22 protein-coding genes are annotated in these 23,234 nt (G+C 64.9%); 14 read left to right on the top strand and 8 right to left on the bottom strand.

The features are described from left to right. A complete protein-coding gene (locus tag B4N44_RS10300) occupies positions 1 to 174 on the bottom strand; it encodes a hypothetical protein (protein ID WP_296700297.1) in 174 nt (57 codons plus the stop codon). A 332-nt stretch (positions 175 to 506) separates the two neighbouring features. Here B4N44_RS10300 and B4N44_RS10295 point away from each other — a divergent pair, with 332 nt between their 5' ends. After that, positions 507 to 1,367: a hypothetical protein gene (locus B4N44_RS10295; RefSeq protein ID WP_296700296.1), complete on the top strand. Its 861-nt coding sequence runs from the start codon at positions 507 to 509 to the stop codon at positions 1,365 to 1,367. A gap of 26 nt (positions 1,368 to 1,393) precedes the next feature. Here the strand turns inward: B4N44_RS10295 and B4N44_RS10290 are convergent, their stop codons facing one another. Next, positions 1,394 to 2,371 carry a hydrolase gene (locus tag B4N44_RS10290; RefSeq protein WP_296700441.1) on the bottom strand — a complete coding sequence of 326 codons (978 nt, stop codon included), beginning with the start codon at positions 2,369 to 2,371 and terminating at the stop codon, positions 1,394 to 1,396. Between the two features lie 127 nt (positions 2,372 to 2,498). Here B4N44_RS10290 and B4N44_RS10285 point away from each other — a divergent pair, with 127 nt between their 5' ends. The 7 genes from B4N44_RS10285 to B4N44_RS10255 all read left to right on the top strand — a co-directional run bounded on the left by B4N44_RS10285 (position 2,499) and on the right by B4N44_RS10255 (position 11,765). Then, on the top strand, positions 2,499 to 3,851 hold the full coding sequence (locus B4N44_RS10285; RefSeq protein ID WP_296700291.1) for a TolC family outer membrane protein: 1,353 nt from the start codon (positions 2,499 to 2,501) through the stop codon (positions 3,849 to 3,851). A gap of 3 nt (positions 3,852 to 3,854) precedes the next feature. Continuing rightward, entirely contained in the window at positions 3,855 to 4,946 is a 1,092-nt protein-coding gene (aroC, locus tag B4N44_RS10280; RefSeq protein ID WP_296700288.1) for a chorismate synthase, read from the top strand. A gap of 200 nt (positions 4,947 to 5,146) precedes the next feature. Beyond that, complete coding sequence (locus tag B4N44_RS10275) at positions 5,147 to 6,310, top strand: MFS transporter (RefSeq protein WP_296700437.1); 1,164 nt, start codon at positions 5,147 to 5,149, stop codon at positions 6,308 to 6,310. Between the two features lie 177 nt (positions 6,311 to 6,487). Next, positions 6,488 to 8,578 carry a glycogen debranching protein GlgX gene (gene glgX / locus B4N44_RS10270; RefSeq protein WP_296700285.1) on the top strand — a complete coding sequence of 697 codons (2,091 nt, stop codon included), beginning with the start codon at positions 6,488 to 6,490 and terminating at the stop codon, positions 8,576 to 8,578. 125 nt (positions 8,579 to 8,703) lie between these two features. Next, on the top strand, positions 8,704 to 9,939 hold the full coding sequence (locus B4N44_RS10265; protein ID WP_296700283.1) for a glycoside hydrolase family 57: 1,236 nt from the start codon (positions 8,704 to 8,706) through the stop codon (positions 9,937 to 9,939). After that, a complete protein-coding gene (locus tag B4N44_RS10260) occupies positions 9,936 to 11,009 on the top strand; it encodes a hypothetical protein (RefSeq protein ID WP_296700281.1) in 1,074 nt (357 codons plus the stop codon). Before B4N44_RS10265 ends, B4N44_RS10260 begins: the two co-directional genes overlap by 4 nt. Before the next feature lie 78 nt (positions 11,010 to 11,087). Beyond that, positions 11,088 to 11,765, top strand: coding sequence for an SOUL family heme-binding protein (locus B4N44_RS10255; protein ID WP_296700279.1), 678 nt, complete (start codon positions 11,088 to 11,090; stop codon positions 11,763 to 11,765). A gap of 76 nt (positions 11,766 to 11,841) precedes the next feature. Here the strand turns inward: B4N44_RS10255 and B4N44_RS10250 are convergent, their stop codons facing one another. Next, positions 11,842 to 12,030: a hypothetical protein gene (locus tag B4N44_RS10250; protein WP_296700276.1), complete on the bottom strand. Its 189-nt coding sequence runs from the start codon at positions 12,028 to 12,030 to the stop codon at positions 11,842 to 11,844. Between the two features lie 151 nt (positions 12,031 to 12,181). Then, positions 12,182 to 12,505: a DUF1840 domain-containing protein gene (locus B4N44_RS10245; protein WP_296700273.1), complete on the bottom strand. Its 324-nt coding sequence runs from the start codon at positions 12,503 to 12,505 to the stop codon at positions 12,182 to 12,184. A gap of 211 nt (positions 12,506 to 12,716) precedes the next feature. Between B4N44_RS10245 and B4N44_RS10240 the strand changes: the two genes are divergently transcribed. The 5 genes from B4N44_RS10240 to fghA all read left to right on the top strand — a co-directional run bounded on the left by B4N44_RS10240 (position 12,717) and on the right by fghA (position 17,819). Next, positions 12,717 to 14,390: a glutamine--tRNA ligase/YqeY domain fusion protein gene (locus B4N44_RS10240; protein WP_296700270.1), complete on the top strand. Its 1,674-nt coding sequence runs from the start codon at positions 12,717 to 12,719 to the stop codon at positions 14,388 to 14,390. Next, positions 14,387 to 14,968 (top strand): DinB family protein, encoded by a 582-nt coding sequence (locus tag B4N44_RS10235; protein ID WP_296700268.1) that lies wholly within the window; start codon positions 14,387 to 14,389, stop codon positions 14,966 to 14,968. Before B4N44_RS10240 ends, B4N44_RS10235 begins: the two co-directional genes overlap by 4 nt. Then, the gene (locus B4N44_RS10230) at positions 14,965 to 15,669 is read left to right on the top strand and encodes a uracil-DNA glycosylase family protein (protein ID WP_296700265.1); all 705 of its coding nucleotides are present in this window, start codon (positions 14,965 to 14,967) and stop codon (positions 15,667 to 15,669) included. Before B4N44_RS10235 ends, B4N44_RS10230 begins: the two co-directional genes overlap by 4 nt. Before the next feature lie 102 nt (positions 15,670 to 15,771). Then, positions 15,772 to 16,881 carry an S-(hydroxymethyl)glutathione dehydrogenase/class III alcohol dehydrogenase gene (locus tag B4N44_RS10225; protein WP_296700262.1) on the top strand — a complete coding sequence of 370 codons (1,110 nt, stop codon included), beginning with the start codon at positions 15,772 to 15,774 and terminating at the stop codon, positions 16,879 to 16,881. A gap of 92 nt (positions 16,882 to 16,973) precedes the next feature. Continuing rightward, positions 16,974 to 17,819: an S-formylglutathione hydrolase gene (gene fghA, locus B4N44_RS10220; protein ID WP_296700260.1), complete on the top strand. Its 846-nt coding sequence runs from the start codon at positions 16,974 to 16,976 to the stop codon at positions 17,817 to 17,819. A gap of 29 nt (positions 17,820 to 17,848) precedes the next feature. Here the strand turns inward: fghA and B4N44_RS10215 are convergent, their stop codons facing one another. Continuing rightward, positions 17,849 to 18,550 (bottom strand): cupin domain-containing protein, encoded by a 702-nt coding sequence (locus tag B4N44_RS10215; RefSeq protein WP_296700434.1) that lies wholly within the window; start codon positions 18,548 to 18,550, stop codon positions 17,849 to 17,851. A 234-nt stretch (positions 18,551 to 18,784) separates the two neighbouring features. Between B4N44_RS10215 and B4N44_RS10210 the strand changes: the two genes are divergently transcribed. Next, positions 18,785 to 19,222 carry a rhodanese-like domain-containing protein gene (locus B4N44_RS10210; protein ID WP_296700257.1) on the top strand — a complete coding sequence of 146 codons (438 nt, stop codon included), beginning with the start codon at positions 18,785 to 18,787 and terminating at the stop codon, positions 19,220 to 19,222. Positions 19,223 to 19,317: 95 nt separating this feature from the next. On the opposite strand, the gene B4N44_RS10205 is transcribed toward B4N44_RS10210, so the two are convergent. The 3 genes from B4N44_RS10205 to katG all read right to left on the bottom strand — a co-directional run. Beyond that, a complete protein-coding gene (locus B4N44_RS10205) occupies positions 19,318 to 19,842 on the bottom strand; it encodes a DMT family transporter (protein WP_296700255.1) in 525 nt (174 codons plus the stop codon). A gap of 51 nt (positions 19,843 to 19,893) precedes the next feature. Beyond that, positions 19,894 to 21,546: a cation:proton antiporter gene (locus B4N44_RS10200; RefSeq protein ID WP_296700252.1), complete on the bottom strand. Its 1,653-nt coding sequence runs from the start codon at positions 21,544 to 21,546 to the stop codon at positions 19,894 to 19,896. Positions 21,547 to 21,809: 263 nt separating this feature from the next. Then, positions 21,810 to 23,234: catalase/peroxidase HPI (gene katG, locus B4N44_RS10195; RefSeq protein WP_296700249.1), on the bottom strand; the 1,425-nt coding region annotated here is incomplete at its 5' end.

Genomic DNA, 23,234 nt, shown 5'->3' with positions numbered 1-23,234 from the left:
TCAACGCACTCCCCAGTCGCGTGTCCGCCTGATCTTTTCGCCCGGGTCTTGGTCGATCGGGGCGCCGCCGGCACCGATCAGGCGCGTGGGCGCGAGCAGTGGCAGAACCAGCCGCCATTGCAGGCGGTCAACACCGTCTGCCTGCACGAAGGGGGGAAGAACCGCGACTGTCATGGATGAAACTCAGTTCCGGTTGGGAATCTCCAGCGATAATGCTGAAGTTTAAGCGATCCCCCTACTGGGGTATATCGACGCCGGCTTTCGGATCCGGCCCAAAGTCGCTCTGGAGTTGGCGTGTCGCCTTTGCCGGGGCTGGAGTCACCAAGCGGCACGCCGGGCAGTTGAGCCATCGTCTCGCGCCGCCGCAGGTTGCCCAAACGCTCCGGAATGAAGACGGGTTTTTCCGGTCGACCCGAGAACTGGCCTTTGCGCTCGAAGCTTGAGATAAGAGCTGTTGTTCCGGCGTCTGCCCGGCGCACCCGTCCCTGACACCAGGAGTCTGTATCTTGCCTTTTATCGGTGTTTTACCCGAGCGTGAGTCGCTGTTTCAGCCGCAGCCCAAGCCTGATGTGGGCGTGAACGATGCGGCGGCCTGGCGGCTCAACCCGGCGCATCGCCAGGTTTACGACAAGCTCTCGCTCGCGCTGGGCGCCGGATTGCGCGCGGCGCCCTGCGGCGTGGACCCGCGCGACTGCGGTGTCGACCCGGCGACTCAGGTGTTCGTCAAACCCATGATCAATCTCGCCGGAATGGCGGTGCGCGCCCGTGCCGTGCCGGCCGATGCGGTACCGAGCGAGCCGGGTAGCTTCTGGTGCGAGCGGCTCGAAGGTCCACACACCAGCACGGATTGCCTGGTCCAGGACGGCCGGGCGGTCTGGTTTGCGCATACCCGAGGCGCGAACGAGAAGGATCGTGAGCGGCCGGTCTACTGGGAGATCGGGGCCGATCTGCCCGAGCTGGAGCCTGTGATCGCCGATTGGATTGCTGCGCATCTGCGCGGCTACAGCGGGCTGTGCAACCTGGAGATGATCGACGGGCGACCGATCGAGGTGCATCTGCGCGGATCCAATGGCTTCTTCGACTTTTATGGCCCGCAGTTCATCCCGGCCTGGGTTGCGCTGGTGGACGGGACCGACTTTGCCCCGCCGCCACCCGTTCCGGGCGGCTTTGTGATCTCGGTCTTCGGCGAGGTTGCGATCAGCCAGGCGCAGATCGATGCCGCAGCCCGGCGCGGCGTTCGGGTGGATCTCGATCGACACACGGCCGGACGGTCGGCGATTCTGCGCTGCGCACACCGAGCGCCTGGGCTTGCCGTGTTGCGTGAGCTAACGGCAACAACTAAAAACCTCGAGCTCACGCGCAAGTGAGCTGCTCGCTCTGGACCCGGTTTCGGTCAACAACGACTCCCGGTATCGGCGCCGAGCTCCCGGAGTCCGACGATGATCCGCTCTTCGAGCCAATAGTGCGGTCGGCCGGGCCAGTTGCCCGCGATGAAGCCGACATGCCCGCCATGCTCGGCAAGCTCCAGGGTGACGCCGGCTCCGAGCTCATGCTCCCGGGGCACGGTGGTCGGGAACATGAAGGGGTCGTCGAGCGCATGGATGATCAGCGTCGGCGTCGTAATGTGCGGGAGAAAGCCGCGGCAGCTCGCCCGGCTGTAGTAATCAAAGACGCCGGCGAAGCCGTTCAGCGGCGCGGTGATGCGGTCGTCGAATGTGTTGAAGTCCCCGATGTCATCCAGCTCGACGTCCAGCGGAAAGTCGCGGGTCGCGAATTTGCGCCGTAGGCTTTTTCTTAATTTATCAATGAGATAGCTTTGGTAAATCCTCGAGAAGCCAATATCCAGCCTGAGCATGGCATCGCGCAGGACGAAGGGCACGGACACCGCCACAGCACAGCCCAATGCCGGCTGTGCGGTCTCGCCGAGATATTTGAGCAGCAGGTTGGCGCCGAGCGAGAAACCTACTGCGGCGCCGGGTGGGCCCTGCGGGTCGTTTTGCAGGACGGCGAGGACTTCGGCGAGGTCTTCGGTAGCGCCGGAGTGGTAGGCTCGGTCGAGCCGATTCGCCTCCTCGGAGCACCCCCGCAGAAACATGAAGATGGGTTGATAGCCCTCGCGCTCCAAGCGTTCGACCAGGCTTGCGGCATAGTGCGACTCGAGCCTGCCCTCCAGCCCGTGGATTACCATGACCCGCGGCCCTGCGCCATGGCCGATAGCCAGATCGATGAAGTCCCCGTCCGCCAGCTCGATGCGCCGGCGCGCGAGATCGGGTCGCGGACGCGGTCGCGATAGACTCGGCCAAAGCGTCTGCAGATGCGCCCCGGGAAGCCACCAGGCCGGTCGGAAGGTGCTGCGAATGATCGCGCCCATGGTGGACGACATCTCCGTTTGATCGAGCGTGCAGAGGGCCCCGGATTGAGAGCCGGCCCCGTTGTCCCCTATACTGAAGGCCTTCAGGGTATCACCTGACCCCGCGAGCCCGACCAAGGAATCCAACATGCGAACACGCCTTTCGACCCTGATCGCCGCATTGCTTTGCGGTCTGGCATCGGCGAGCCAAGCCGAGGATCTCCTGCAGATCTACGACTTGGCGGTTCAGAGCGACCCCCAGATCCGTCAAGCAGAGCAGGAGCTGTTCGCAACACGCGAGGTCATGCCCCAAGCCCGCTCTCTTCTGCTCCCGAACCTGAGCGTCGTCGGAACGGTGGACTATCAAAACGTCGATTCGAGCGGAACCAGCAGTTTCGGGACGAGTTTCAGCAGGAACGATAGCTTCGGCACCCAGGGTGCCCAAGCCGTCGTCAGCCAAACGGTCTACAACCGGGCCAACTGGATGACCCTGAAACAGACCGACAACATCATCGCGCAGGCCGAGGCCCAATACCGCGACGCCCAGATCACCTTGATGGTCAATACGGCGGATCGCTACTTCGGGGTCTTGCGTGCCGCCGATGCGGTGACTGTGCAGGAAGCACTGGTTCGAGCAGACGAGCGTCAGCTCGAGCAATCCAGGCAGCGCTTCGAGGTCGGCTTGGTCGCCATCACGGATGTGAACGACAGTCAGGCCGCATACGACCGTTCGCGCGCCAACCTGATCACGGCAAAGAACGATCTCGACAATGCCTGGCAGGCGCTCCTGACCATCGTCGGTCCGATCCAGGTGCCGCTCGCGCGACTCGGCGACACGCTGCCGCTGACCCCGCCCGAGCCCAACAACATCGAGATCTGGGCCGAAACCGCCGGACGCTCGAACTACGGCATCATCGCGGCCAGCGAGGCGGTGAGCGCGGCCAAGAAGGGGATCCAGATCGAGCGCTCGGGCTATTACCCGTCGGTGAACCTGCAGGCCGGCTACGACGTTGCCCGCTCGGGTGCCGAATTCAACACGGATTCGGACACCGGGTTCGTCGGACTCACGCTCAACGTGCCCATCTATCAGGGCGGCGCGGTCGCCTCGCGGACGCGTCAGGCCGGGTTCAACTTCCGCGCCTCGCAAGATCAGCTCGACGCGACACGCCGACAGGTCGATCAACAGGTCAAGGACGCCTTTCGGGGCGTCATCTCGAGCATCGAGGACGTGAAGGCTCGTCAAGCCGCGGTCGTCTCGGCGAGGTCGTCGCTCGAATCCACCGAGGCAGGTCAGGAGGTCGGTACCCGCACCCAGGTCGATGTCCTGAATGCGCAACGTCTGTTGTTCCAGGCCGAGTTCGATTACTTGAGCTCGCGTTACGACTACATCCTCAACGGCGTGCGTCTGCACCAAGCCACCAGCACCCTGACGCGGGAGATCCTCGCGCGCGGCAATGCCTGGCTCAACCCCGCCGATACGATTGCCCCGCTGGCGTACTGAATCATGTCCGGCAACAGCTTCGGGCGGGTCTTTGTCTTCACCAGTTTCGGCGAGAGTCACGGTCCGGCCATCGGCGGTGTTGTCGACGGCTGTCCTCCGGGGCTCGCGCTTGAAGCCGCGGATCTGCAGCGTGATCTGGATCGGCGCAAGCCCGGCCAGTCGCGTCACACCACCCAGCGGCGCGAGTCCGATACGGTGGAGATCCTCTCGGGTGTGTTCGAGGGCCGTACCACCGGCGCCCCGATCGGCCTGCTGATTCGAAATGAGGATCAGCGCTCGAAGGATTACTCCGAGATCGCCGCGCGTTATCGCCCCGGACACGCCGATTACACCTACGACCAGAAATACGGCCGACGCGACTATCGCGGCGGCGGACGATCCTCCGCGCGCGAGACCGCCGTGCGGGTCGCGGCCGGGGCGATCGCCAAGAAATACTTGGCCGAGCACGCCGGCATCTCGGTGCGCGGTTATCTGTCCCAACTCGGCCCGATCCGTCCCGCAAGCCTCGACTGGGATCAGGTCGAGCAAAACCCCTTCTTCTGTCCCTGCGCCGAGACGGTGCCGCGTCTCGAGGCGTACATGGACGACCTGCGCAAAGAGGGCAACTCCATCGGCGCAGCCATCACGGTCGTGGCGAGCGGCATGCCGACGGGTCTCGGCGAGCCGGTCTTCGATCGGCTCGATGCCGACATCGCCCACGCCATGATGAGCATCAACGCCGTGAAGGGTGTGGAGATCGGCGCCGGTTTCGCCTGCGTCGAGCAGAAGGGCACCGAGCACCGCGACGAGATGACCCCCGAGGGCTTTCTCTCCAACCACGCCGGCGGCATCCTCGGTGGCATCTCCTCGGGTCAAGACGTGCTGGTGCGCATCGCCTTGAAGCCGACCTCCAGCATCCGGCTGCCGGGTCGTACCATCGACACCTCAGGTCAGGCCATCGAGGTGGTCACCAAGGGCCGACACGACCCCTGCGTCGGTATTCGGGCCACGCCGATTGCCGAGGCCATGCTCGCATTGGTCCTGATGGATCACCTGCTGCGGCACCGCGGCCAGAACGCCGGCGTGGTGCCGCCCACCCCGCCGATCGCCGCCTGAGCCGGTTCCGCGGCGGCGGGAGCCGATTCGGTGCCTGTCCCGCGTCATTCCCGCCCACGACGTTTGCGCAATGCCGGTCGGTCAAGAATTTCATGAACTGAACCGCGTCGACGATGCCCTCGATGGGCCAGCGTAAGGTCGATCCGGGGCGCAAAGAAAGCATGTCAAAGCGGACGCGGTTCAGCGCCTGGCCAGAGGCGATGCCTTACTGGCGACTCTCCGGCTACTACTTCTTCTATTTCGCGGCGCTCGGTGCACTGGTGCCCTTTTGGGGGCCTTATCTGCAATCGAAAGGGTTCGACGCCCTGGCGATCGGTCAGCTCATGGCGATCCTGGTCGGCACCAAGATCGTCGCACCGATGCTCTGGGGTCATATCGTCGACATCACGGGTCGGCGCATGCCGATCGTGCGCCTCGCCTCGCTGGTCTCGGCGGTGACCTTCCTCGGCGTCTTTCCGGCCAACGATTTCTGGACCATCGCCGTGGCGATGGTCCTGTTCAGCTTCTTCTGGAACGCATCCCTTCCGCAGATGGAGGCGGTGACCTTCAATCATCTGGGACATCGGCCCGCCGGCTATGCCCTGATTCGGCTGTGGGGCTCGGTCGGGTTTATCCTGGTGGTGGCGATCCTGGGCGTGCAGTTGGAGTCGGCGCCGATGGGCGTGGTACCGATCTGGGTGCTGGTCCTCTTCGTCGGCATTTGGCTCTCGACCCTCACCGTCCCGGACAGTGCGCCCGTCACGGGTGATCAGGCTACGCCCGGATTGCGCGTGCTCTTGGCCCGACCCGAGGTCATGGCGTTCCTCGCCGCCTGCTTTCTCATGCAGGCGAGTCACGGGATCTATTACGCCTTTTACTCGATTCATCTCGCGGCGGTGGGATACTCGACCTCGGCGATCGGCGCGCTTTGGGCGCTCGGCGTCGTGGCCGAGGTGCTGGTGTTTCTGGTGATGCGCAACCTGCTCGAGCGTTTCGGTGCGCGTCATGTTCTGATCTGGAGTCTGGCGATCGCGCTCGTGCGATGGCTTCTGATCGGCACCTTCGTCGCGATCCCGGCGGTTGCGATCTTTGCCCAGCTCATGCACGCCGCCACCTTCGGGACCTTCCACGCTGCGGCGATCCATCTCGTCCATCAGTACTTCCGCGGACGCACCCAGGGGCGCGGACAGGCGCTCTACAACAGCCTGAGCTTCGGCGCGGGCGGTGCGCTCGGCAGTCTGATCGGAGGGTTGCTCTGGAGCGCCGAGGGTGCCGGGGTCACCTTCGGGATCGCATCCGGTGCCGCGGCGCTTGGACTGCTCGCGGCTTGGCGTTGGGTGGATCGTCCCCCGAGGGCGGTTCACGGCCGCCGGTCTGCGCGTTGATCGGATGGGTCCTGCTCATCGCGAGAGCCATCCCGAGGTCCAATCAGGGCGCATCCGGGGACTCATCATGGATCCGGGTTAAAGGGGCGCGTGTTATTCTATTTGCTTTCGCGGGTCGGCCGACGGCGCCAACCGCATCCGAGCTCGCTCGGCATTACTACATCAAGCATCACCGCCATGCCAGTCGATCAAGGTCCTTTTCAGATCCTTCCCGGTCGTCGCTATCCCAACGGGGCGAGCGTCGAGGACGACGGGGTCAACTTCTCCGTATTCAGCCGCCATGCCTGCGGGGCCGAGCTGCTGCTTTATCGCAGCGCGGACAGCTCGGAGCCCTTCCAGATCATCCGGCTGGATCCGGAGGTCAACCACACCTTCTTCTACTGGCATGTTCTGGTCGTGGATCTGCCGCCGGGAACCCACTACACCTGGCGTATGGAAGGTCCGTTCGAGCCCCGTGCCCACGGTTGGCGTTTCGATGCCGGCACCGAGCTGCTCGACCCCTGGGCGCGTGCAGTCAACCTCTCGCATTGGGATCGCTGGAGTCGCCTGAACAAGGGTGTGAAGCCCCATGACTCGCCCCGTGCCATGGTTCTCGCCGAGGAGTACAACTGGGAAGGCGACACGCCGATCCGCCGCCCCACCGAGCAGACCATCATCTACGAGCTGCATGTCGGCGGCTTTACCCGGCATGCCAGCTCGGGCGTGCATCATCCCGGGACCTTCCTCGGTCTGATCGAAAAGATTCCTTATCTGCAGGACCTCGGCATCACCCATGTCGAGCTGATGCCGGTCATGGCCTTCGACGAGCAGGACGTTCCGCCGGGCGTCTGGGAGGCGGGGCTGCGCAACTTCTGGGGCTACAGCAGCTTCGGCTTCTTCTCGCCCCATCCCGGTTACTGTGTCACGCCCGAGCAGGGCACGCATCGGCGCGAGTTCCGCGACATGGTCAAGGCCCTGCACAAGGCCGGCATCGGCGTCATCCTGGATGTGGTGTTCAACCACACCAGCGAAGGCGGCACCGGCGGTCCGACCATGAGCTTCAAGGGACTCGGCAACGAGACCTTCTACTGCCTGGACAGTCTGGACAAGCGTATCTATCTGGACTTCACCGGCTGCGGCAATACGGTCAACGCCAATCACCCCGTCGTGTCCCGTTTCATCATCGACGCACTCGAGTATTGGGTGCGCGAGATGCATGTGGACGGGTTCCGTTTCGATCTCGCCAGCGCCATGGCGCGTGACTCGGACGGCCGACCGATGGCCAATCCGCCCGTGCTCTGGGCGATCGAGCTCTCCGATACGCTCAACGCATCCAAGATCATCGCCGAGGCCTGGGACGCTGCGGGCCTGTATCAGGTCGGCAGCTTTCCCGGCTATCGCTGGATGGAATGGAACGGCTGCTTTCGCGACAGCGTACGCCGTTTCGTTCGCGGAGACCCGGGGCTGGTGCCGGAGATCGCCACCCGGATTGCGGGCAGCAGCGATCTCTATCAGGCCAACCTGCGCCAGCCCATCAACAGCGTGAACTTCGTCACCTGCCACGATGGCTTCACCCTATGGGACCTCGTCTCCTACGAGCGCAAATACAACCGCGCCAACCGTGAGGAGAATCGCGACGGGACCGACAACAACCTGAGCTGGAACTGCGGTGTGGAGGGCGAGACCGAGAATCCCGAGATCCTCGCGCTGCGCAGGCGTCAGGCCAAGAACCTCTTGACCCTGATGTTCATGAGCCAGGGTATCCCGATGCTCTTGGCCGGCGACGAGGTGCTGCGCACCCAACAGGGCAACAACAACACTTGGTGCCAGGACAACCCCTTGGGGTGGTTCGACTGGTCGTTGGTCGAGCGCAACGGCGATATGCTGCGCTTCGTGCGCGGATTGATCGCCTTGCGCAAGCGTCACGCGAGTCTGCGTCGCCGTCACTTCCTGTCCGGCCAGCCGCGCAACAGCAGCGATCTTCCGGATGTGGTCTGGCACGGGACCGCGCCGGGCGATCCGCCCTGGGATGACCCGGACGCGCGGGTGCTCGCCTTCACCTTGGCGCGCGCGCGCCAAGACGACGACTTGCTGTGCGTCCTCATCAACATGGATGCCGAGGCGAAGCGCTTCGAGATCCCGGCGATCGAGCAGTGTCGTTGGCACACCGCGCTCGACACCGGACGGGCCAGCCCGACCGATCTCATCCTGCCCGAGGATCAGGTCGCGCTCGAAACAGACGCCGTCCTGGTGCGCTCGCGCAGTATTCAGATCTTCGAGGGACGCTGAGCCTAAAGAAGAGAAGAGCGCCGACGCTCCGAGGGCGTAGGATGGGTAGAGCGAACGAACCCCATCCCCCGCTGAAGGCCGACCGCCGACGATCCATACAGGCATCCCCCTGACTGTGGTGATTCATGACTCGGACCGACATCCATCACGCCCTCGGGTTGCACATGCACCAGCCGCCCGGAAACCTGCGCCTCCTGATCGATGCCAATCCTTGGGAGGCCGAGGAGATCATCAGGTGCTACGAGCGCGTGCCGTGCTATGCCCTGCAGTATCGCGACGTCGCCCGGCTTCATGTCGGTTTCTCAGGTGTCTTGCTCGAGCAGCTCCTCGATCCCGAAATCGTCGATCGGTATCGTCACATCGTCGATATCCCGGAGATGCTCGCGCGCTACCGCGAGGCCGATAATATCGAGCTGATCGGCATGGGCTACTCCCACCCCATCTTCCCCCTGATCCCGCATGCCGATTGGTCCGAGCAGCTTGCCTTGGGGCGGACACGGATGGAGCAGGTCTTCGGTCGCGCCCCGCGCGGCTTTTGGCCCCCGGAGATGGCCTTCACCATGGCCATGATCCCCGCGCTGGTGCAGGCCGGCTACGACTACGTGGTCGTCGACGGCGTGCATGTGCGCCCCGAGGACGGCATCAGCGATATCTTTCGCCCTTATATCGCTTGCCACGAGGGTGTCTGCATCAGCGTCGTCCCGCGCGATCGCGAGGTCTCCAACGCCCAAGAGAGCGGGCTGAATCCGCGTTGGTTTCGCGACGAGGTCTTGTGGCGGACCGCAGGCTCGCCGCGGCCGGACGAGAGACGACTGGTCACGACCTGGTCGGACGGCGAGAACGGCGGCTGGTTTCGCCAGACCCACGAGCCATCCGGATTCTTCGGCCATTTCTTCGCGCCTTATATGGAGCAGGTGCGCGACGGGACCTGCCCGATCATCCCGGTCCGTCTGGCAGACTATCTCGGTCGGGTGACGCCGACCGCCCACGCGCAGGTCCAGACCGGCGCATGGAACGTCGGATCCACCTCCGGGGAGGATCTCTCCCGGTGGGCGGGCAGCGAGCGCCAACGCGAAGCCGTCGCGGAGGTTGCGCAGTTGAGTGCCCGCTACTGGCAGATCAAGCGTGGATCTGCGGACGCGACCGCTCGGTGCTGCGAGCACCTCGCGCGCGCCCGTCGTTTGATCCTCGAGGCCGAAACCAGCTGTTTTCTCTTTTGGGGCGATTCCTGGATCCCGCATCTGCACGCACGGACCCATGACGCGTCGCTCGCATTGGACGAGGCGCAGATCGCGCTCACGCTCACGCAGGCGTCCCGGGCGGATGCGAACGGGCTTAGTTCAGGCGGTCTCGCGCAGTGAAACGGACGCTGGTACCACGATTCCCCTTACGCGAGCGCGGGACGCATCTCGTGTTGGCGAGCGCAGGGGAGGGCGGACTCTGCGCCTTCTGGCGCCTCTCGGGCGACGATCTTATCCCCGCGGCAGCCGGTTTCGGACGTGGCGGCGCCAAGGCGGCGCCCGTGCTGCGTCTGCGGCGCCTTCATGCCGACGGCACAACGCAGGTGGAAGAAATCGCCCTGCAGCTGCGCAGCCCGGGTGGCCACGGGGAGCACGTCTTTTCGGTCGATGCGCGGCCGGCGCGTTACGACGCCGAGTTGGGTCTGAGCGATGCGTCGGGCGGTTGGGTGATGCTCGCCCGATCCAACGTCCTTGATCACGGCGCGCGGGTCGATGTCCGCTTCCCGACCGTCGAGAGGATCAGGGCACCCTCCGATGCGCTGATCGAGGCACCGGCGCCGGCTGCGACGCCGGGGACCGATCCTCCGAAGTCGGGAGCGGCAGCGACGCCGTCCTCAACGGCACGCGAGCCGCTCGGCACGCGATCTGTCGTTGCCGAGCAGCCCGGAATCCGCGCCGTCGACGTTTTGGCCCGACTGCGTGCGGGCCTTGATCTGGGTCCCGGTCACGAGTTCGGCCGTGTTCCGGACCGCGAGGTCACGCTGGTCGCCGAGATCCCGATACAGCCCGATCGCGTCGGTCAATCGCCGATCAGGTCGCCGGATCCCGATTCGGAAGCCCCGGCGCCACGCGAGGACGTCTCTGCACCATGGGGCGAAGACACCATCCCCGAGCCCGCTCATCCCGCCGAGCGGCGCGCGAGCCCATCGCCGACCGCGCCGATGCGCTACGGCCAGCCGACGCCCGGCGGCACCGAGCTGTTGATCGAGGCCGAGCTGCGCATCAACGGCTGTGCCGCACCCGGCACGCTGATCGACCTCTACGGACACCCTTATCGCGTCGGGCCGGGAGGTCGCTTTCAGCTCGTCATTCGGGTCGATGATCCGGAATTGATCCGGCGGGCTTTCCAGCTCCATCCGCCGGATCTGCCCGAACGACCCGCCGAAAGCGACGATTCAGAAACAAGGTGAACACCTTGGTCCGGGCGATGTCGAGACCGGGCCGTGCCAACAGTCAACCCCCGATACCGGGAACAAGAGGCACCTGCGATGACCGGATCAAGATTCAAGACCCTGCGCACGACCACGACCCTGGTGTGCGCCCTTCTCATGGCGTTCGGAGTGATCGAAGCGATGGCGGTCGAGGAACCCAACTACACGGTCGTTCGAACCTTTCCCGATTTCGAGCTACGCCGTTATCCGTCCTATGCGGTTGCCGAGACCGAAGTCGCCGGCCCCTTCGACGAGGCCGGGAATCAGGCGTTTCGCATCCTTGCCGGCTACATCTTCGGAGACAATCGCGCGGATACCAAGATCGAGATGACGGCGCCGGTCAGCCAGCGGCCGGCGGCGGGCGAGGGCGAGCGCATCGAGATGACCGCGCCCGTTGTACAGCGCCCGGCGAGCGGGACCGAGGGCGAGACCTTCGTGGTCAGCTTCGTCATGCCGGATCGGTTTACGCTGGACACCCTGCCCGAGCCGGTCGACCCGCGGGTGCGGTTGCGTGAAGAGCCCGGCAAGCTGATGGCGGTGCGGCGCTATTCCGGACGCTGGACCGAAAAGAGCTATCGGGAAAACGAGAGAGGACTCCTGCGTGCCGTCGAATCGGCCGGCCTGAAGCCCGTCGCCGCGCCCGTCTATGCGCGTTACAACTCGCCCTTCTCGCTCTGGTTCATGCGGCGAAACGAGGTCATGGTCGAGGTGGCGGAGACCGGAACGAACCCCTGATCGGGTGCTGCACCATTCGAGTCCGGCCGAGGGCGAGGTTCCGTCTATTCGCACTCGACGAGCCTCCGGGCGGCTTTCAATGGCTCTCGACGGATTGCTCGGCAAGCATCGGTCCGGCGACCGACGTCTCGGCCTGCTTCTTCTCGCGCGCCTCGGCGTCCTCGCGCCGGATGCGGCGAATCACGGCGAGCTGCCACAGGCAAAAGCCCATAGCGCTGCCGAAGAACAAGAGGGCCTGGAGTGATTTGAAGGTAGCGTATTCCATCGGTGGTCTCGTTCGGCGGTGGATGATCGAGTCGCCGCGTGGTCTCCAACTTGGGTCGATTGGGCCACGCGGCCTACCTGATATCGTTTCAACCGGACCGCCACTCAACGCTGTCCTTTTCATGGAAACCAGAACCTGCGTCGGGCGCGCTTCAATCCCACATCACAAATTCGCCGTCGGCCGCTGCAGCGGTCAGCAGCTCGATCAAAGGCAGCGCCCGGTGTGCGAGGCTCACGTGTTGACCTTCTTTGCCGTCCTGCGGTGCAGGTTGAGCGCTGTTCGGCGCCGGGTCCAGAGGCTCCTGTGCGTGCTCCTCCACCGCGGCCTTCAATCTCGCCAAGGCCGCCGGGATGTCCTCCGGCATGAGTGCGCCCGGGACCGTGCCGCTTTGCCCCATCAGTTTGAGGAGCGCGACGGCGACGTCCCCGAACATGGTGATGTTGGCGTACGCCTTGGTTCGAAATGTGACCAGCATAAGGACCTCGACCGGGTTGAGTCTGTCCTGGACGGACGGCAATTCAGGATAGCGCAACTTGCCGCGGCGAGCGGGTCGTTCACGCGATGGCCTCGGACGCGATCCCGAGCCGCCCGCGACCCTTTCAATCCGGGCGGCAAGCGCTAGAATGCGGGGCTTGGGGCCGCTTCGGGGAGCGCACGGCCCACCCGCCAATCGCAGCAAGAGCATCATGAGCGACACCGTCGAGACGCCACGCACCAATTTTATCCGCCAGATCATCGAGGCCGATCTGGCTGCCGGCAAGCACGCGCGCATCGTCACGCGCTTCCCGCCGGAGCCGAACGGTTATCTGCATATCGGGCACGCCAAGTCGATCGTCCTGAACTTCGGTCTTGCGCGGGCGTTCGGGGGCACCTGCAATCTGCGCTTCGACGACACCAATCCGCACAAGGAGAACGTCGAGTTCGTCGACTCCATCAAGGCCGACGTGCGTTGGCTCGGATTCGACTGGGGCGATCGGGTCTATTTCGCATCCGACTATTTCGAGCAGCTCTACGCGTTCGCCATCGAGCTGATCGAGAAGGGACTGGCCTACGTCTGCGACCTGAACGCCGAGGAGACCCGCAGCTACCGCGGGACCCTGACCGAGCCGGGCCGGGACAGCCCCTATCGCGATCGCACGGTCGAGGAGAATCTCGACCTCTTCAAACGGATGCGCGCCGGCGAGTTCCCGGACGGCGCCCGCACCCTGCGCGCGCGCATCGACATGGCCTCGCCGAACATCAACCTGCGAGACCCGGTGCTCTATCGCATCAAGCACGGTGTCGTCCATCATCAGACCGGCTCCGCCTGGTGTCTCTATCCGACCTACGACTACACCCATCCCATCTCCGATGCGCTCGAAGGCATCACGCACTCGCTCTGCACGCTCGAGTTCGAGGACCATCGCCCGCTTTACGACTGGTGCGTGGACAACGTCTCGGTGCCCTGCAAGCCGCGTCAGATCGAGTTCAGCCGGCTGAACCTCGAATATACGGTGATGAGCAAGCGGCGCCTGACCGAGCTGGTCGGCGAGCACCATGTCCACGGCTGGGACGATCCGCGCATGCCGACAGTGGCCGGCCTGCGCCGCCGTGGCTACACGCCGGGTGCGATCCGCGACTTCTGCGAGCGGGTCGGGATCACCAAGTCGGACAACCTGGTCGAGATGGCCCTGCTCGAGAGCACCATCCGTGAAGACCTGGATGCGACCGCGCCGCGTCGGATGGCCGTGCTGCGTCCACTGAAGGTCGTCATCACAAACTATCCGGAGGACCGAACGGAGTCGATCGAGGCGCGCAATCATCCCAAGGACGAGGCACTGGGTCTGCGTGCCGTACCGTTCGGACGCGAAATCTATATCGATCGGGCCGACTTCGAGGAGATCCCGCCCAAAGGCTTCAAGCGCCTGGTCCCGGGCGGCGAGGTGCGTCTGCGCAATGCCTACGTGATCCGCTGCGAGGAGGTTGTGAAGGATGCCGACGGCGGGATCGTCGAGCTTCGGGTCAGCGCCGATCTGGACACCCTCGGCCGCGATCCCCAAGGCCGCAAGGTCAAGGGCGTTGTCCATTGGGTGTCGGCCGATCATGGCGTGCGGGCGCAGATCAGGCTCTACGATCGGCTGTTCCGCGTCCCGGTGCCGGGCGCAGGCGGGGCCGATTTTCGTTCCGACATCAATCCCGATTCACTACAAATCCTCACCGATGCCGTCCTCGAGCCGGCCTTGCAGGGTGCCGAAGCGGGCGCACGTTTTCAGTTCGAGCGCGAGGGTTACTTCGTCGTCGATGCCGATTCGACGCCCCAGCGCCCGGTTTTCAATCTCACCGTCGGGCTCCGCGACACCTGGGGCAAGAGCCAGCCATGACCGAGGCGCGGGACGATCTGGATGCCGCTCCTGCCGGGATCCCCTGGCACGAGCGCCGCGCTGCGGATCTCGGGCTGCGTCTCTACGCCTCGTTCGTGTCCCCGGCAGCGATCCTGCGGGCGTTCCGACGCGATGCTCTGCAGGCCAAAACGCTCGCGCAAGGTCTCTCGGACGAGCAGGGGAGGGCTCGAGTGCGGATCGCGCGCTTTCCGGGGATCGAGGAGAGCAGCCGCGATTGGTCCGTCTACATGACGCTCGACCATCTCGTCATGGTCAACACCGCCGTCATGGTCCTGATCCACGCGATCTGCACCGATCACAATCACGGCGCCGAGATCGGTCTGGAGGACGTCCGGCCGCACGATGACGCCGGACCGGACCGGATCACCGCGTTGGGAGCCGCGGTCGAGCGCTATACGGATGTGGTCCAGCGACTGGGCACGCTGCGCTCGCGCGAACGGCACCCGCATCCTTGGTTCGGTCCGCTCAATGCCCGTCAATGGCACGCCGTGGCGGCGATCCATAATCGGACGCATCGCGCTCAGATCGAAAAGATCCTGCGGCGTCTCCAACCATGACGGGTGGTCATGACGGCGAGGCCATGACGGCGTGGCAGGGAACGCAAGGCGTCGACGCGCTCGCGCACCTGTATCGCGATCTCGTCGGCTGTCGGCGCTGCTCCGGGATGCAGGGGCCGCCCGTGCACGGTCAGGCGGTCATCTCGCCGGTCATGATGGTCGGTCAGGCCCCGGGCACGCGCGAGATCCTGCAGGGCATTCCGTTTTGCTGGACCGCCGGCAAGACGCTCTTTCGTTGGTTCGAGTCCATCGGGATCGACGAGCCGACCTTTCGCAGTCGCGCCCTCATGAGTGCCGTCTGCCGCTGCTTTCCCGGCAAGGCCCCGAAAGGCGGCGACCGGGTTCCCGACGCCGCGGAGGTCGAGCGATGCAGCGGCTGGTGGCGAACGGAGGTCGAGCTGGCACGGCCCCGCTTGATCATCCCGGTCGGCAAGCTCGCCATCGTCCAGTTCATGGCGTCCAAGCGTCTGAATGATGTCGTCGGAGCCCAGTGGCCCTATCGCTCCCCGAGCGGTTTGGAGGCCGACCTCATCCCGCTCCCGCATCCCTCGGGCGCCTCGACCTGGTTCAAGATGGAACCGGGTAAGACGCTGCTTGAACGGGCGCTGTCACTGATCGAGCTGCACCCGGCCTGGCAGGAGATTCGGACCGCGTCTCCCGCGGAGCACAGGTTCCGTGCGGGTCGGATCGGCGCGGCCTGATGCGAAATTCGGTCGTTCATCGCGATCGGTCTTCTTTGGGAACAAACGATTGTGCGTCGCGCCCGCGGCGCCACCTTGCGCCGATCACCACCGGAGAGAACCATGAAAGCAAGAGCCGCCGTCGCCTGGGAGCCCGCAAAGCCCCTGTCCATCGAAGAGATCGATGTCGAGGGTCCGAAGGAGGGCGAGGTCCTGCTCAAGGTCATCGCCTCGGGCGTCTGCCATACGGATGCCTTTACGCTGTCCGGACAAGATCCGGAAGGTGCCTTCCCCTGCGTGCTCGGTCACGAGGGCGGATGCGAGGTGGTGGAGTGCGGGCCGGGCGTGAAGGGCCTGAAGCCAGGGGATCATGTCATCCCGCTCTATATCCCGGAGTGCGGCGACTGTGAATACTGCCGTTCGACCAAGTCCAACCTCTGCCAATCCATCGCCTCCACGGTTTGGACCGGCTACATGCCGGACGGGACACGTCGCTTCTCGCACAAAGGCAAGCCGATCTTCCACTACATGGGCTGCTCGACCTTCTCGGAATATACGGTCGTGCCCGAGATTGCCCTGGCGAAGATCAATCCCGCCGCACCGCTCGATAAGGTCTGCCTGCTCGGTTGCGGGATCACCACCGGCATCGGTGCGGTCTTGAATACGGCCAAGGTGGAGGCCGGCTCGACGGTTGCTGTCTTCGGACTCGGCGGGATCGGCCTGTCCGTCATTCAGGGCGCGGTCATGGCGAAGGCGGCCCGCATCATCGCGGTGGATCTGAATCCGGCCAAGTTCGAGATGGCGCGTCAGCTCGGCGCCACCGACTGCATCAACCCGAAGGATCTGACCGACAGCGTCACCGAGGCCATCGTCGAGATGACCCGCGGTGGTGTGGACTATTCCTTCGAGTGCATCGGCAATGTGGACGTGATGCGACAGGCGCTCGAGTGCTGCCGCATGGGCTGGGGTGTCTCGACCATCATCGGTGTTGCCGGCGCCGGACAGGAGATCCGCACCCGGCCGTTTCAGCTGGTGACCGGCCGCACCTGGAAGGGCAGCGCCTTCGGCGGGGTCAAGGGTCGCACCCAACTCCCGGTCTATGTCGAGCAATACCTGGCCGGCGAGATCGAGGTGGACCGCATGGTGACCCACACCATGCCGCTGGAAGACATCAACCGCGCATTCGATCTCATGCACAGCGGCGAGAGTATCCGCTCCGTGATTCTGTTCTGAGCGTAACCGCAAAGACCCCTTCCACTTGCCCCCTCCCGCGAGGGGAGGGGGGACGCAATTCCGAGTCTTGATCGTACTCCGAGGGTCCGAAGATGGAACGCATCGAACGCATTCGCGAATTCGACGGCTGGTTGGAGCGCTACACCCACGACTCCGACGTCTGCAACTGCCGCATGACCTTCTCGGTCTACCTGCCCCCGCAGGCCGAGGCCGCTGCCGTGCCGGCCGTCTATTTTCTCTCCGGGCTGACCTGCACCGACGACAACGTCCGGGTCAAGGCCGGCGCCCAGCGTTATGCCGCCGAGCTGGGTCTGGCGCTCGTGATGCCGGACACCAGTCCGCGCGGCGAGCCGGTGGCCGATGCGCCGGACCGTTACGATCTGGGACAGGGCGCCGGCTTCTACATCAACGCGGCGCGTGAGCCTTGGGCCGCGCATTATCGGATGTTCGACTACGTGAACCTGGAGCTGCCGGCCTTGGTGGAGCGCGAGCTGCCGCTCATCCCCGGACGTCGCTCCATCACCGGGCATTCGATGGGCGGGCACGGTGCCCTGATCAGCGCACTGAAGAACCCCGGACTTTACCGCTCGGTGTCCGCCTTCGCGCCCATCTGCAACCCGGTGGAGTCCGGCTGGGGTCGCGGTTGTTTCGCCGCCTATCTGGGCGACGACACGGCGACCTGGAAGGACTGGGACGCCACCGAGCTGATCCGCGCGGGCGCCGAGGCGATGCCCTTGTTCATCGATCAGGGCACCGACGACGAGTTCCTACGCGAAGGCCAGCTCAGACCCGAGGCCCTGTCGCAAGCCTGCAAGGAGCGCGGCATCCCGCTGATTCTGCGGATGCAGCCCGACTATGACCACAGCTACCACTTCATCGCGACCTTCATCGGGGAGCATCTGGCCTATCATGCTCGCGCCCTGACGGCCCGGAGCTGACCGTCCTTGTCCGCCCGATCAGCGGCGTGTCATAGCCCGCCGACGCGCACGTAAATCAGACACCCCGTATCCGAAAACGGGGTATGTTGGCTCATGTGCGGACTGCGGATCCAGGTGCCTTCCGGGTAGCGGCCATGCTCGTCGGCAAACTCGCCCTCGAGCACCAGGATCTCCTCGCCGCCCCAATGGGTGTGTCGCTGGAAGTGCGTTCCCGGTGCCCAGCGCACCAGCGCCACGCTCTCCGGGTAGCCGCCCTGCGAATAGATCGGGCGTACCCCGAGCCCTTCCACGAGTCCGGGTCGCCAGCTGTGCGTCGCGGTCGTGTCCTCGACCAGTCGCGGCCGATCCGTTCCCGGGTATTGGCGCAGCCGTACGAACAGGGTGCAGCCGGTCTGCGAGCGCGGTGAATGACGACTGCCGTGAGGATTCATCAGGAAGGTCCCGGCCGGGTAGTCGCCGTGCTCGTCGGAGAAGACCCCGTCCAGCACCAGGATCTCCTCGCCCTGCGGATGCGCGTGCACCGGGAAGGCACCGCCCGGTGCATAGCGCACCAGGCTGGTCACGGGTCCGGACTCGCCACCCTGTCGATACAGCGGCTTGCGCCACACGGTGCCGCTCGGGCTGGGCTCCCAGGTCATCGACATCGTCTCGACCACCACGCGCTGCGTCGTGTCGGCGTTGACGTCGGCCAGTGCCGGGGACACCGGGGGCGGGGTCTCGTTGGTCTGCATGGGGGTGTTCACCGTGAAAATCCCGGTCGGTCGGAGCGCATCCGCATTCTTCAGATCAGGTGGCGGCGGTCGAGGCCCTCGTCAACGGGGCCGCGAAGCCAAGCCCGTGTTCCGGTTTCGGTCCGCCGACGTCGGCCTCCCGAAGACAGTGCGCGTTTGCGCCTTGGATTGTCGGCGCGCGACCCGATTTCCGACGCCATTCACAGAGAGCAGTTCCAAAAGGAGCCCGTCACCATGTCCATTCTTCGATCCGTTCGTCAGCACGCAGTCGTCGTGCTCGCGGCGCTCTTTCTGATCGGCGGCGCAGCACAAGCCGGTTCGACCCTGTCCGCCCCCGAGGCGCTGGAGAAGGCGCGCGCCGGCGAGATCACGTTCATCGATATCCGCACTCCGGCCGAATGGCGCCAAACGGGCGTTGCGGCCGGTGCGCTCACGATCGATATGACCGCACCGACCTTCGTGCAGGATGTCGCCAAAGCCGTCGAGGGCGATCCGAACGCCCCGATCGTGCTCATCTGTCGTACCGGAAACCGGACCGGCTACACGCGAGAGGCCCTCGAAAAGCTGGGGTTCAACAACGTCTCGCATGTCGCCGAGGGCATGGCGGGAAGCAAAGCCGGGCCCGGTTGGGTACGCCGAGGGCTGCCGGTGGAGAGCTGCAAGACCTGCTAGGGAAAGGGGTCGGCGGCGTAGATCCAGTTGCGATTGGCGCGGTCAGCGCGTCTGCCGCTCGACCTCGGCATACCGCTCTTCCCTTAATTCCTCCGTCATCGGATTGCGGTGGCGAGAGCGATGCCCGCGGCGATCGTCAGTGCGCCGAACAGATGGTAAAGATGCAGACGCTCCCCGAGCATCTGCGGCCGACCTTCGGTTGCGACGAGGACCACACCGGCGAGCGACAGCAGGATGCCGAGGATCTGTGCGCGCTGCAGCGGCGCGCGAAACAGCAGGACGGACAGCCCGAGAATCACCATCGGCGTCACCGAGGTCAACAGGACGGCGTTTGTTGCCGTCGTGTTCTGAAGACCCAGGTAGGTAAAGGTGTTGTAGTTGGTGATCCCCAGCAGGGCGAGCAGGGTGAGCGCCGGCCAATGACGCCGCAGCAGTGTCCGCTGCCGCCACAGGTCGGCGTACGCGAACGGCAGCAGAACAAGCAGCGCGATCGCCCAGCGCCAAAAGGAGAGTGCGACGGGGCTGATGTCCGCGTGCAGTGCCCGGGCCAACACGAAGTTGCCGGCCCGGAACAGCGGGGGCAGGGCGGCCAGCAACCAGATCGGTGCGAGGGCATTCATCGGCCGGCGAATCCGGTGCAGGATCAAGCGGTGGTTGCGCGAGCCCGCCGGTCAATCCGCTTGGCTCCGGCGGCGCATGATGGCCATGATGTTGTCCGCTGCAAAGTCCACCGCATCGCGGAAGGGGTACAAAATGACGGGCGCGCCGATCTGCCAGAGCTGTGCGCCTTGCGCGTCGTCGCGGGCGACGACGGCGATCTCGCCGGCAAAACGACGCTCGGCCAAGGCGTAGAGCAGCACGCGGTTTGAATCCAAGTCGGGCAAGGTGCTGATGACCCAGCGCAGCCCATCCATGGGGAGACTATCCAGAAAGGCTGCATCATGGCCATCGCCGAAGCGCACGCTCAAGCCGGCTTCCGATAAGCGCCGTACAACGTCCGGATCACAATCCACGCCGATCACCTGTAGGCCCTCGTCGCGCAGGCGTCGCGCCAAGCGCAGTCCGTAGCGGCCAAGCCCGATCACCAGCACCTCCGGCTGCATCTCCTCCGACGCTGGGTTTTCATCGGCGATCTCGCGGTAAGGCCGGCGTCGCTCGAACACCCCGAGCAGAGGCGCGAGGATGCGGTACAAGGGGTGCGAGTATAGGATCATGTATGTCGACAGGGTGATAGTGATCAGCCCGACCAAGGTCGTGAGCCCGAGCGCCTCGACCCCGACATGACCCAGGCTGATCCCCATCGCCACGAAGACGATCGAGAATTCGCTGATCTGGGCAACCGTCAGGCCTGCCAGAAACCCCGTTCGCTTGCGATAACCCATCCCGCCCATGATGGCCATCACGATCAACGGATTGCCGATGAGCACGAACAGCGACAGCCAGACGGCGGGCCAGACCTCGGCACCGAGGGTCGTCAGGTCAAGCTCGGCACCGAGATGGATGAAGAAGAACAGCAGCAGAAAGTCTCTGATGCCCGTCAAGCGCGCGCTGATCACCTCGCGATAGGCGGTCGACGCCAATGAGAAACCGGCCAAAAAGGCGCCTGCTTCCTTGGAAAATCCGACCCATTCGCCGAGTGCCGCGAGCCCCGTGCCCCACGCGATCGCGAAGATCAGGAGCAGCTCCTGCGAGCGCGCGATGCGGTGCAGGAGATTCGGTAGCACGTAGCGCATCAGCACGAACATCAGCATGGCCGCGGCCGTGATGCGGCCCGTCAGCGCGATCACGACACTCCAAACCGAGGCGTCGACGCCTGTGCCGAGCGCGCTCATCGCCATCATCGCGAGCACGACGGCGATATCCTGCACGATCAGGAAACCGATCGCGATGCGTCCGTGGAGCGCGTCGAGCTCGCCCTTGTCGGAGAGCAGCTTGACGATGATGATGGTACTCGAGAAGGTCAGCGCGACCGCGACATAGAGCGCCTCGACGAGCCCCTTGCCCAAGGCCAGGACGATCAGGAGGCCGAAGACAATCGTGAAAGCGAGCTGTCCCAAGCCGGTAGCCAAGGCGACCGGGCCGATGTCGCGCACCCGTGTCAGGTCCAGCTTCAGACCCACCACGAACAGGAGCACCGCTACACCGACTTGGGCGAGCACCTCGATCTGATCGTGGGTGCTGACCAACGAGAATCCCGCCGGCCCGACCGCGATGCCGACGACGATGTAGGCAATCAGCAGGGGCTGGCGCAGGCGCACCGCAATCGCGCCCGCGCCGGCAGCGATCGCCAAGAGGAGGGCAAGCTCCGCGAAGGCGTCGGTCATGGCAACTCCGTTGTGCGACCTGCCGCATTCCACATGTGCTGGCTGCTCCTCGTGTGGTGTCGTCGCGTACTCGGGGCGCTGCGACGTCGTCGATCGAGATCGCTGGACGCTCGGGCGGATCGGTAGGATTTCGGGAAGCCGGACTCGCGTTCGGCGGATGGTATCCATGCATGACCGGAAGCCCCTGTCGGTCAGAGGCTTCCGGCGGCTTTGCGACCTCCTCGCACTGCTCGCGGGCGGTGTGTGGGACGCGCTGCCGAGACTTAAGCCAGGTCGAAGCGGTCGGCGTTCATGACCTTCGTCCATGCTGCAACGAAGTCTTGCACGAACTTTTCCCTGTTGTCATCCTGCGCGTAGACCTCGGCATAGGCGCGAAGGATCGCGTTGGACCCGAACACCAGATCCACGCGAGTCGCCGTCCACTTGACCTCATCCGTCTTGCGGCTACGGATGTCATACAGGTTGATGCCTGTCGGCTTCCAGGTGTAGGCCATATCCGTCAGATTCACAAAGAAGTCGTTCGTGAGAACGCCTTCCCGATCGGTGAAGACGCCGTGCTTGGTACCTCCGTGATTGGTGCCCAACACACGCATGCCGCCGACCAGCGCCGTCATCTCGTGTGCGGTGAGTCCCATCAGCTGCGTGCGGTCGAGCATCAGCTCTTCGGGGCTGACGACATAGTCCTTCTTGAGCCAGTTGCGATACCCGTCATGGATGGGCTCCAGAGGCTCGAACGACTCTGCGTCCGTCATCGCCTCGGTGGCATCGCCACGACCGGGTGCAAAGGGAACGTCGATCGCAAAACCGGCTGCCCGGGCGGCCTGCTCGATACCGACGTTGCCGGCCAGGACGATGACGTCGGCCAGGCTGGCGCCGGTCTCGGACGCGATGCCCTCGAGGATGCCCAGAACCCGGGCAAGACGCTCGGGTTCGTTGCCCTCCCAGTCCTTTTGCGGGGCCAGACGGATGCGTGCGCCGTTGGCGCCGCCGCGCATGTCCGAGCCACGGAAGGTCCGTGCGCTGTCCCATGCCGTGGCAACCATGTCGCCGACGCTCAGACCGCAGGTCGCGATCTTGGCCTTTACCGCGTCGACGTCGTAGTCGGTGCGGCCTGCGGGTACCGGATCCTGCCAAATCAGGTCTTCCTGCGGGACATCGGGACCGATGTAGCGCGCCTTGGGGCCCATATCGCGATGCGTCAGCTTAAACCAAGCACGCGCGAAGACCTCCGACAAATAGTCGGGATCCTTGTAGAACCGCTCGGAAATCTTCCGATACGCCGGGTCCATCTTCAAGGCCATATCGGCATCGGTCATGATCGGATTGTAGCGGATCGAAGGATCCTCGACATCGACGGGCTTGTCTTCCTCCTTGATGTCCTTGGGCTCCCACTGCCAAGCGCCGGCCGGGCTCTTCTTGAGCTCCCAGTCATGCTCGAGCAGCATGGCGAAATAGCCGTTGTCCCACCGGGTCGGGTGGGTCGTCCAGGCGCCTTCGATGCCGCTGGTCACGGTGTCGCGGCCGATGCCGCGGCTGGTGTGGTTGTTCCAGCCGAGCCCCTGCTCCTCCACATCGGCCGCTTCGGGTGCAGGCCCCAACAGACCCGCGTCGCCGTTGCCGTGGCATTTGCCGACCGTATGGCCACCGGCGGTCAGGGCCACGGTCTCCTCGTCGTTCATGGCCATGCG

This window comes from Thiocapsa sp. UBA6158, from assembly GCF_002423035.1.
Taxonomy (GTDB): Bacteria; Pseudomonadota; Gammaproteobacteria; order Chromatiales; family Chromatiaceae; genus Thiocapsa.
The sequence above is the reverse complement of the archived record's forward strand: the minus strand, read 5'-3'. Positions and strand labels throughout refer to the sequence as shown.

Excerpts from the sequence above, each read along its gene's own strand:
- fghA (WP_296700260.1), top strand. The coding sequence starts at position 16,974 with ATGGAACGCATCGAACGCATTCGCGAATTCGACGGCTGGTTGGAGCGC.
- B4N44_RS10285 (WP_296700291.1), top strand. The coding sequence starts at position 2,499 with ATGCGAACACGCCTTTCGACCCTGATCGCCGCATTGCTTTGCGGTCTG.
- B4N44_RS10205 (WP_296700255.1), bottom strand. The coding sequence starts at position 19,842 with ATGAATGCCCTCGCACCGATCTGGTTGCTGGCCGCCCTGCCCCCGCTG.
- glgX (WP_296700285.1), top strand. The coding sequence starts at position 6,488 with ATGCCAGTCGATCAAGGTCCTTTTCAGATCCTTCCCGGTCGTCGCTAT.
- B4N44_RS10225 (WP_296700262.1), top strand. The coding sequence starts at position 15,772 with ATGAAAGCAAGAGCCGCCGTCGCCTGGGAGCCCGCAAAGCCCCTGTCC.
- B4N44_RS10255 (WP_296700279.1), top strand. The coding sequence starts at position 11,088 with ATGACCGGATCAAGATTCAAGACCCTGCGCACGACCACGACCCTGGTG.
- B4N44_RS10275 (WP_296700437.1), top strand. The coding sequence starts at position 5,147 with ATGCCTTACTGGCGACTCTCCGGCTACTACTTCTTCTATTTCGCGGCG.
- B4N44_RS10230 (WP_296700265.1), top strand. The coding sequence starts at position 14,965 with ATGACGGGTGGTCATGACGGCGAGGCCATGACGGCGTGGCAGGGAACG.
- aroC (WP_296700288.1), top strand. The coding sequence starts at position 3,855 with ATGTCCGGCAACAGCTTCGGGCGGGTCTTTGTCTTCACCAGTTTCGGC.
- B4N44_RS10290 (WP_296700441.1), bottom strand. The coding sequence starts at position 2,371 with ATGGGCGCGATCATTCGCAGCACCTTCCGACCGGCCTGGTGGCTTCCC.
- B4N44_RS10240 (WP_296700270.1), top strand. The coding sequence starts at position 12,717 with ATGAGCGACACCGTCGAGACGCCACGCACCAATTTTATCCGCCAGATC.
- B4N44_RS10210 (WP_296700257.1), top strand. The coding sequence starts at position 18,785 with ATGTCCATTCTTCGATCCGTTCGTCAGCACGCAGTCGTCGTGCTCGCG.
- B4N44_RS10265 (WP_296700283.1), top strand. The coding sequence starts at position 8,704 with ATGACTCGGACCGACATCCATCACGCCCTCGGGTTGCACATGCACCAG.
- B4N44_RS10300 (WP_296700297.1), bottom strand. The coding sequence starts at position 174 with ATGACAGTCGCGGTTCTTCCCCCCTTCGTGCAGGCAGACGGTGTTGAC.
- B4N44_RS10245 (WP_296700273.1), bottom strand. The coding sequence starts at position 12,505 with ATGCTGGTCACATTTCGAACCAAGGCGTACGCCAACATCACCATGTTC.
- B4N44_RS10250 (WP_296700276.1), bottom strand. The coding sequence starts at position 12,030 with ATGGAATACGCTACCTTCAAATCACTCCAGGCCCTCTTGTTCTTCGGC.
- B4N44_RS10215 (WP_296700434.1), bottom strand. The coding sequence starts at position 18,550 with ATGCAGACCAACGAGACCCCGCCCCCGGTGTCCCCGGCACTGGCCGAC.
- B4N44_RS10235 (WP_296700268.1), top strand. The coding sequence starts at position 14,387 with ATGACCGAGGCGCGGGACGATCTGGATGCCGCTCCTGCCGGGATCCCC.
- B4N44_RS10200 (WP_296700252.1), bottom strand. The coding sequence starts at position 21,546 with ATGACCGACGCCTTCGCGGAGCTTGCCCTCCTCTTGGCGATCGCTGCC.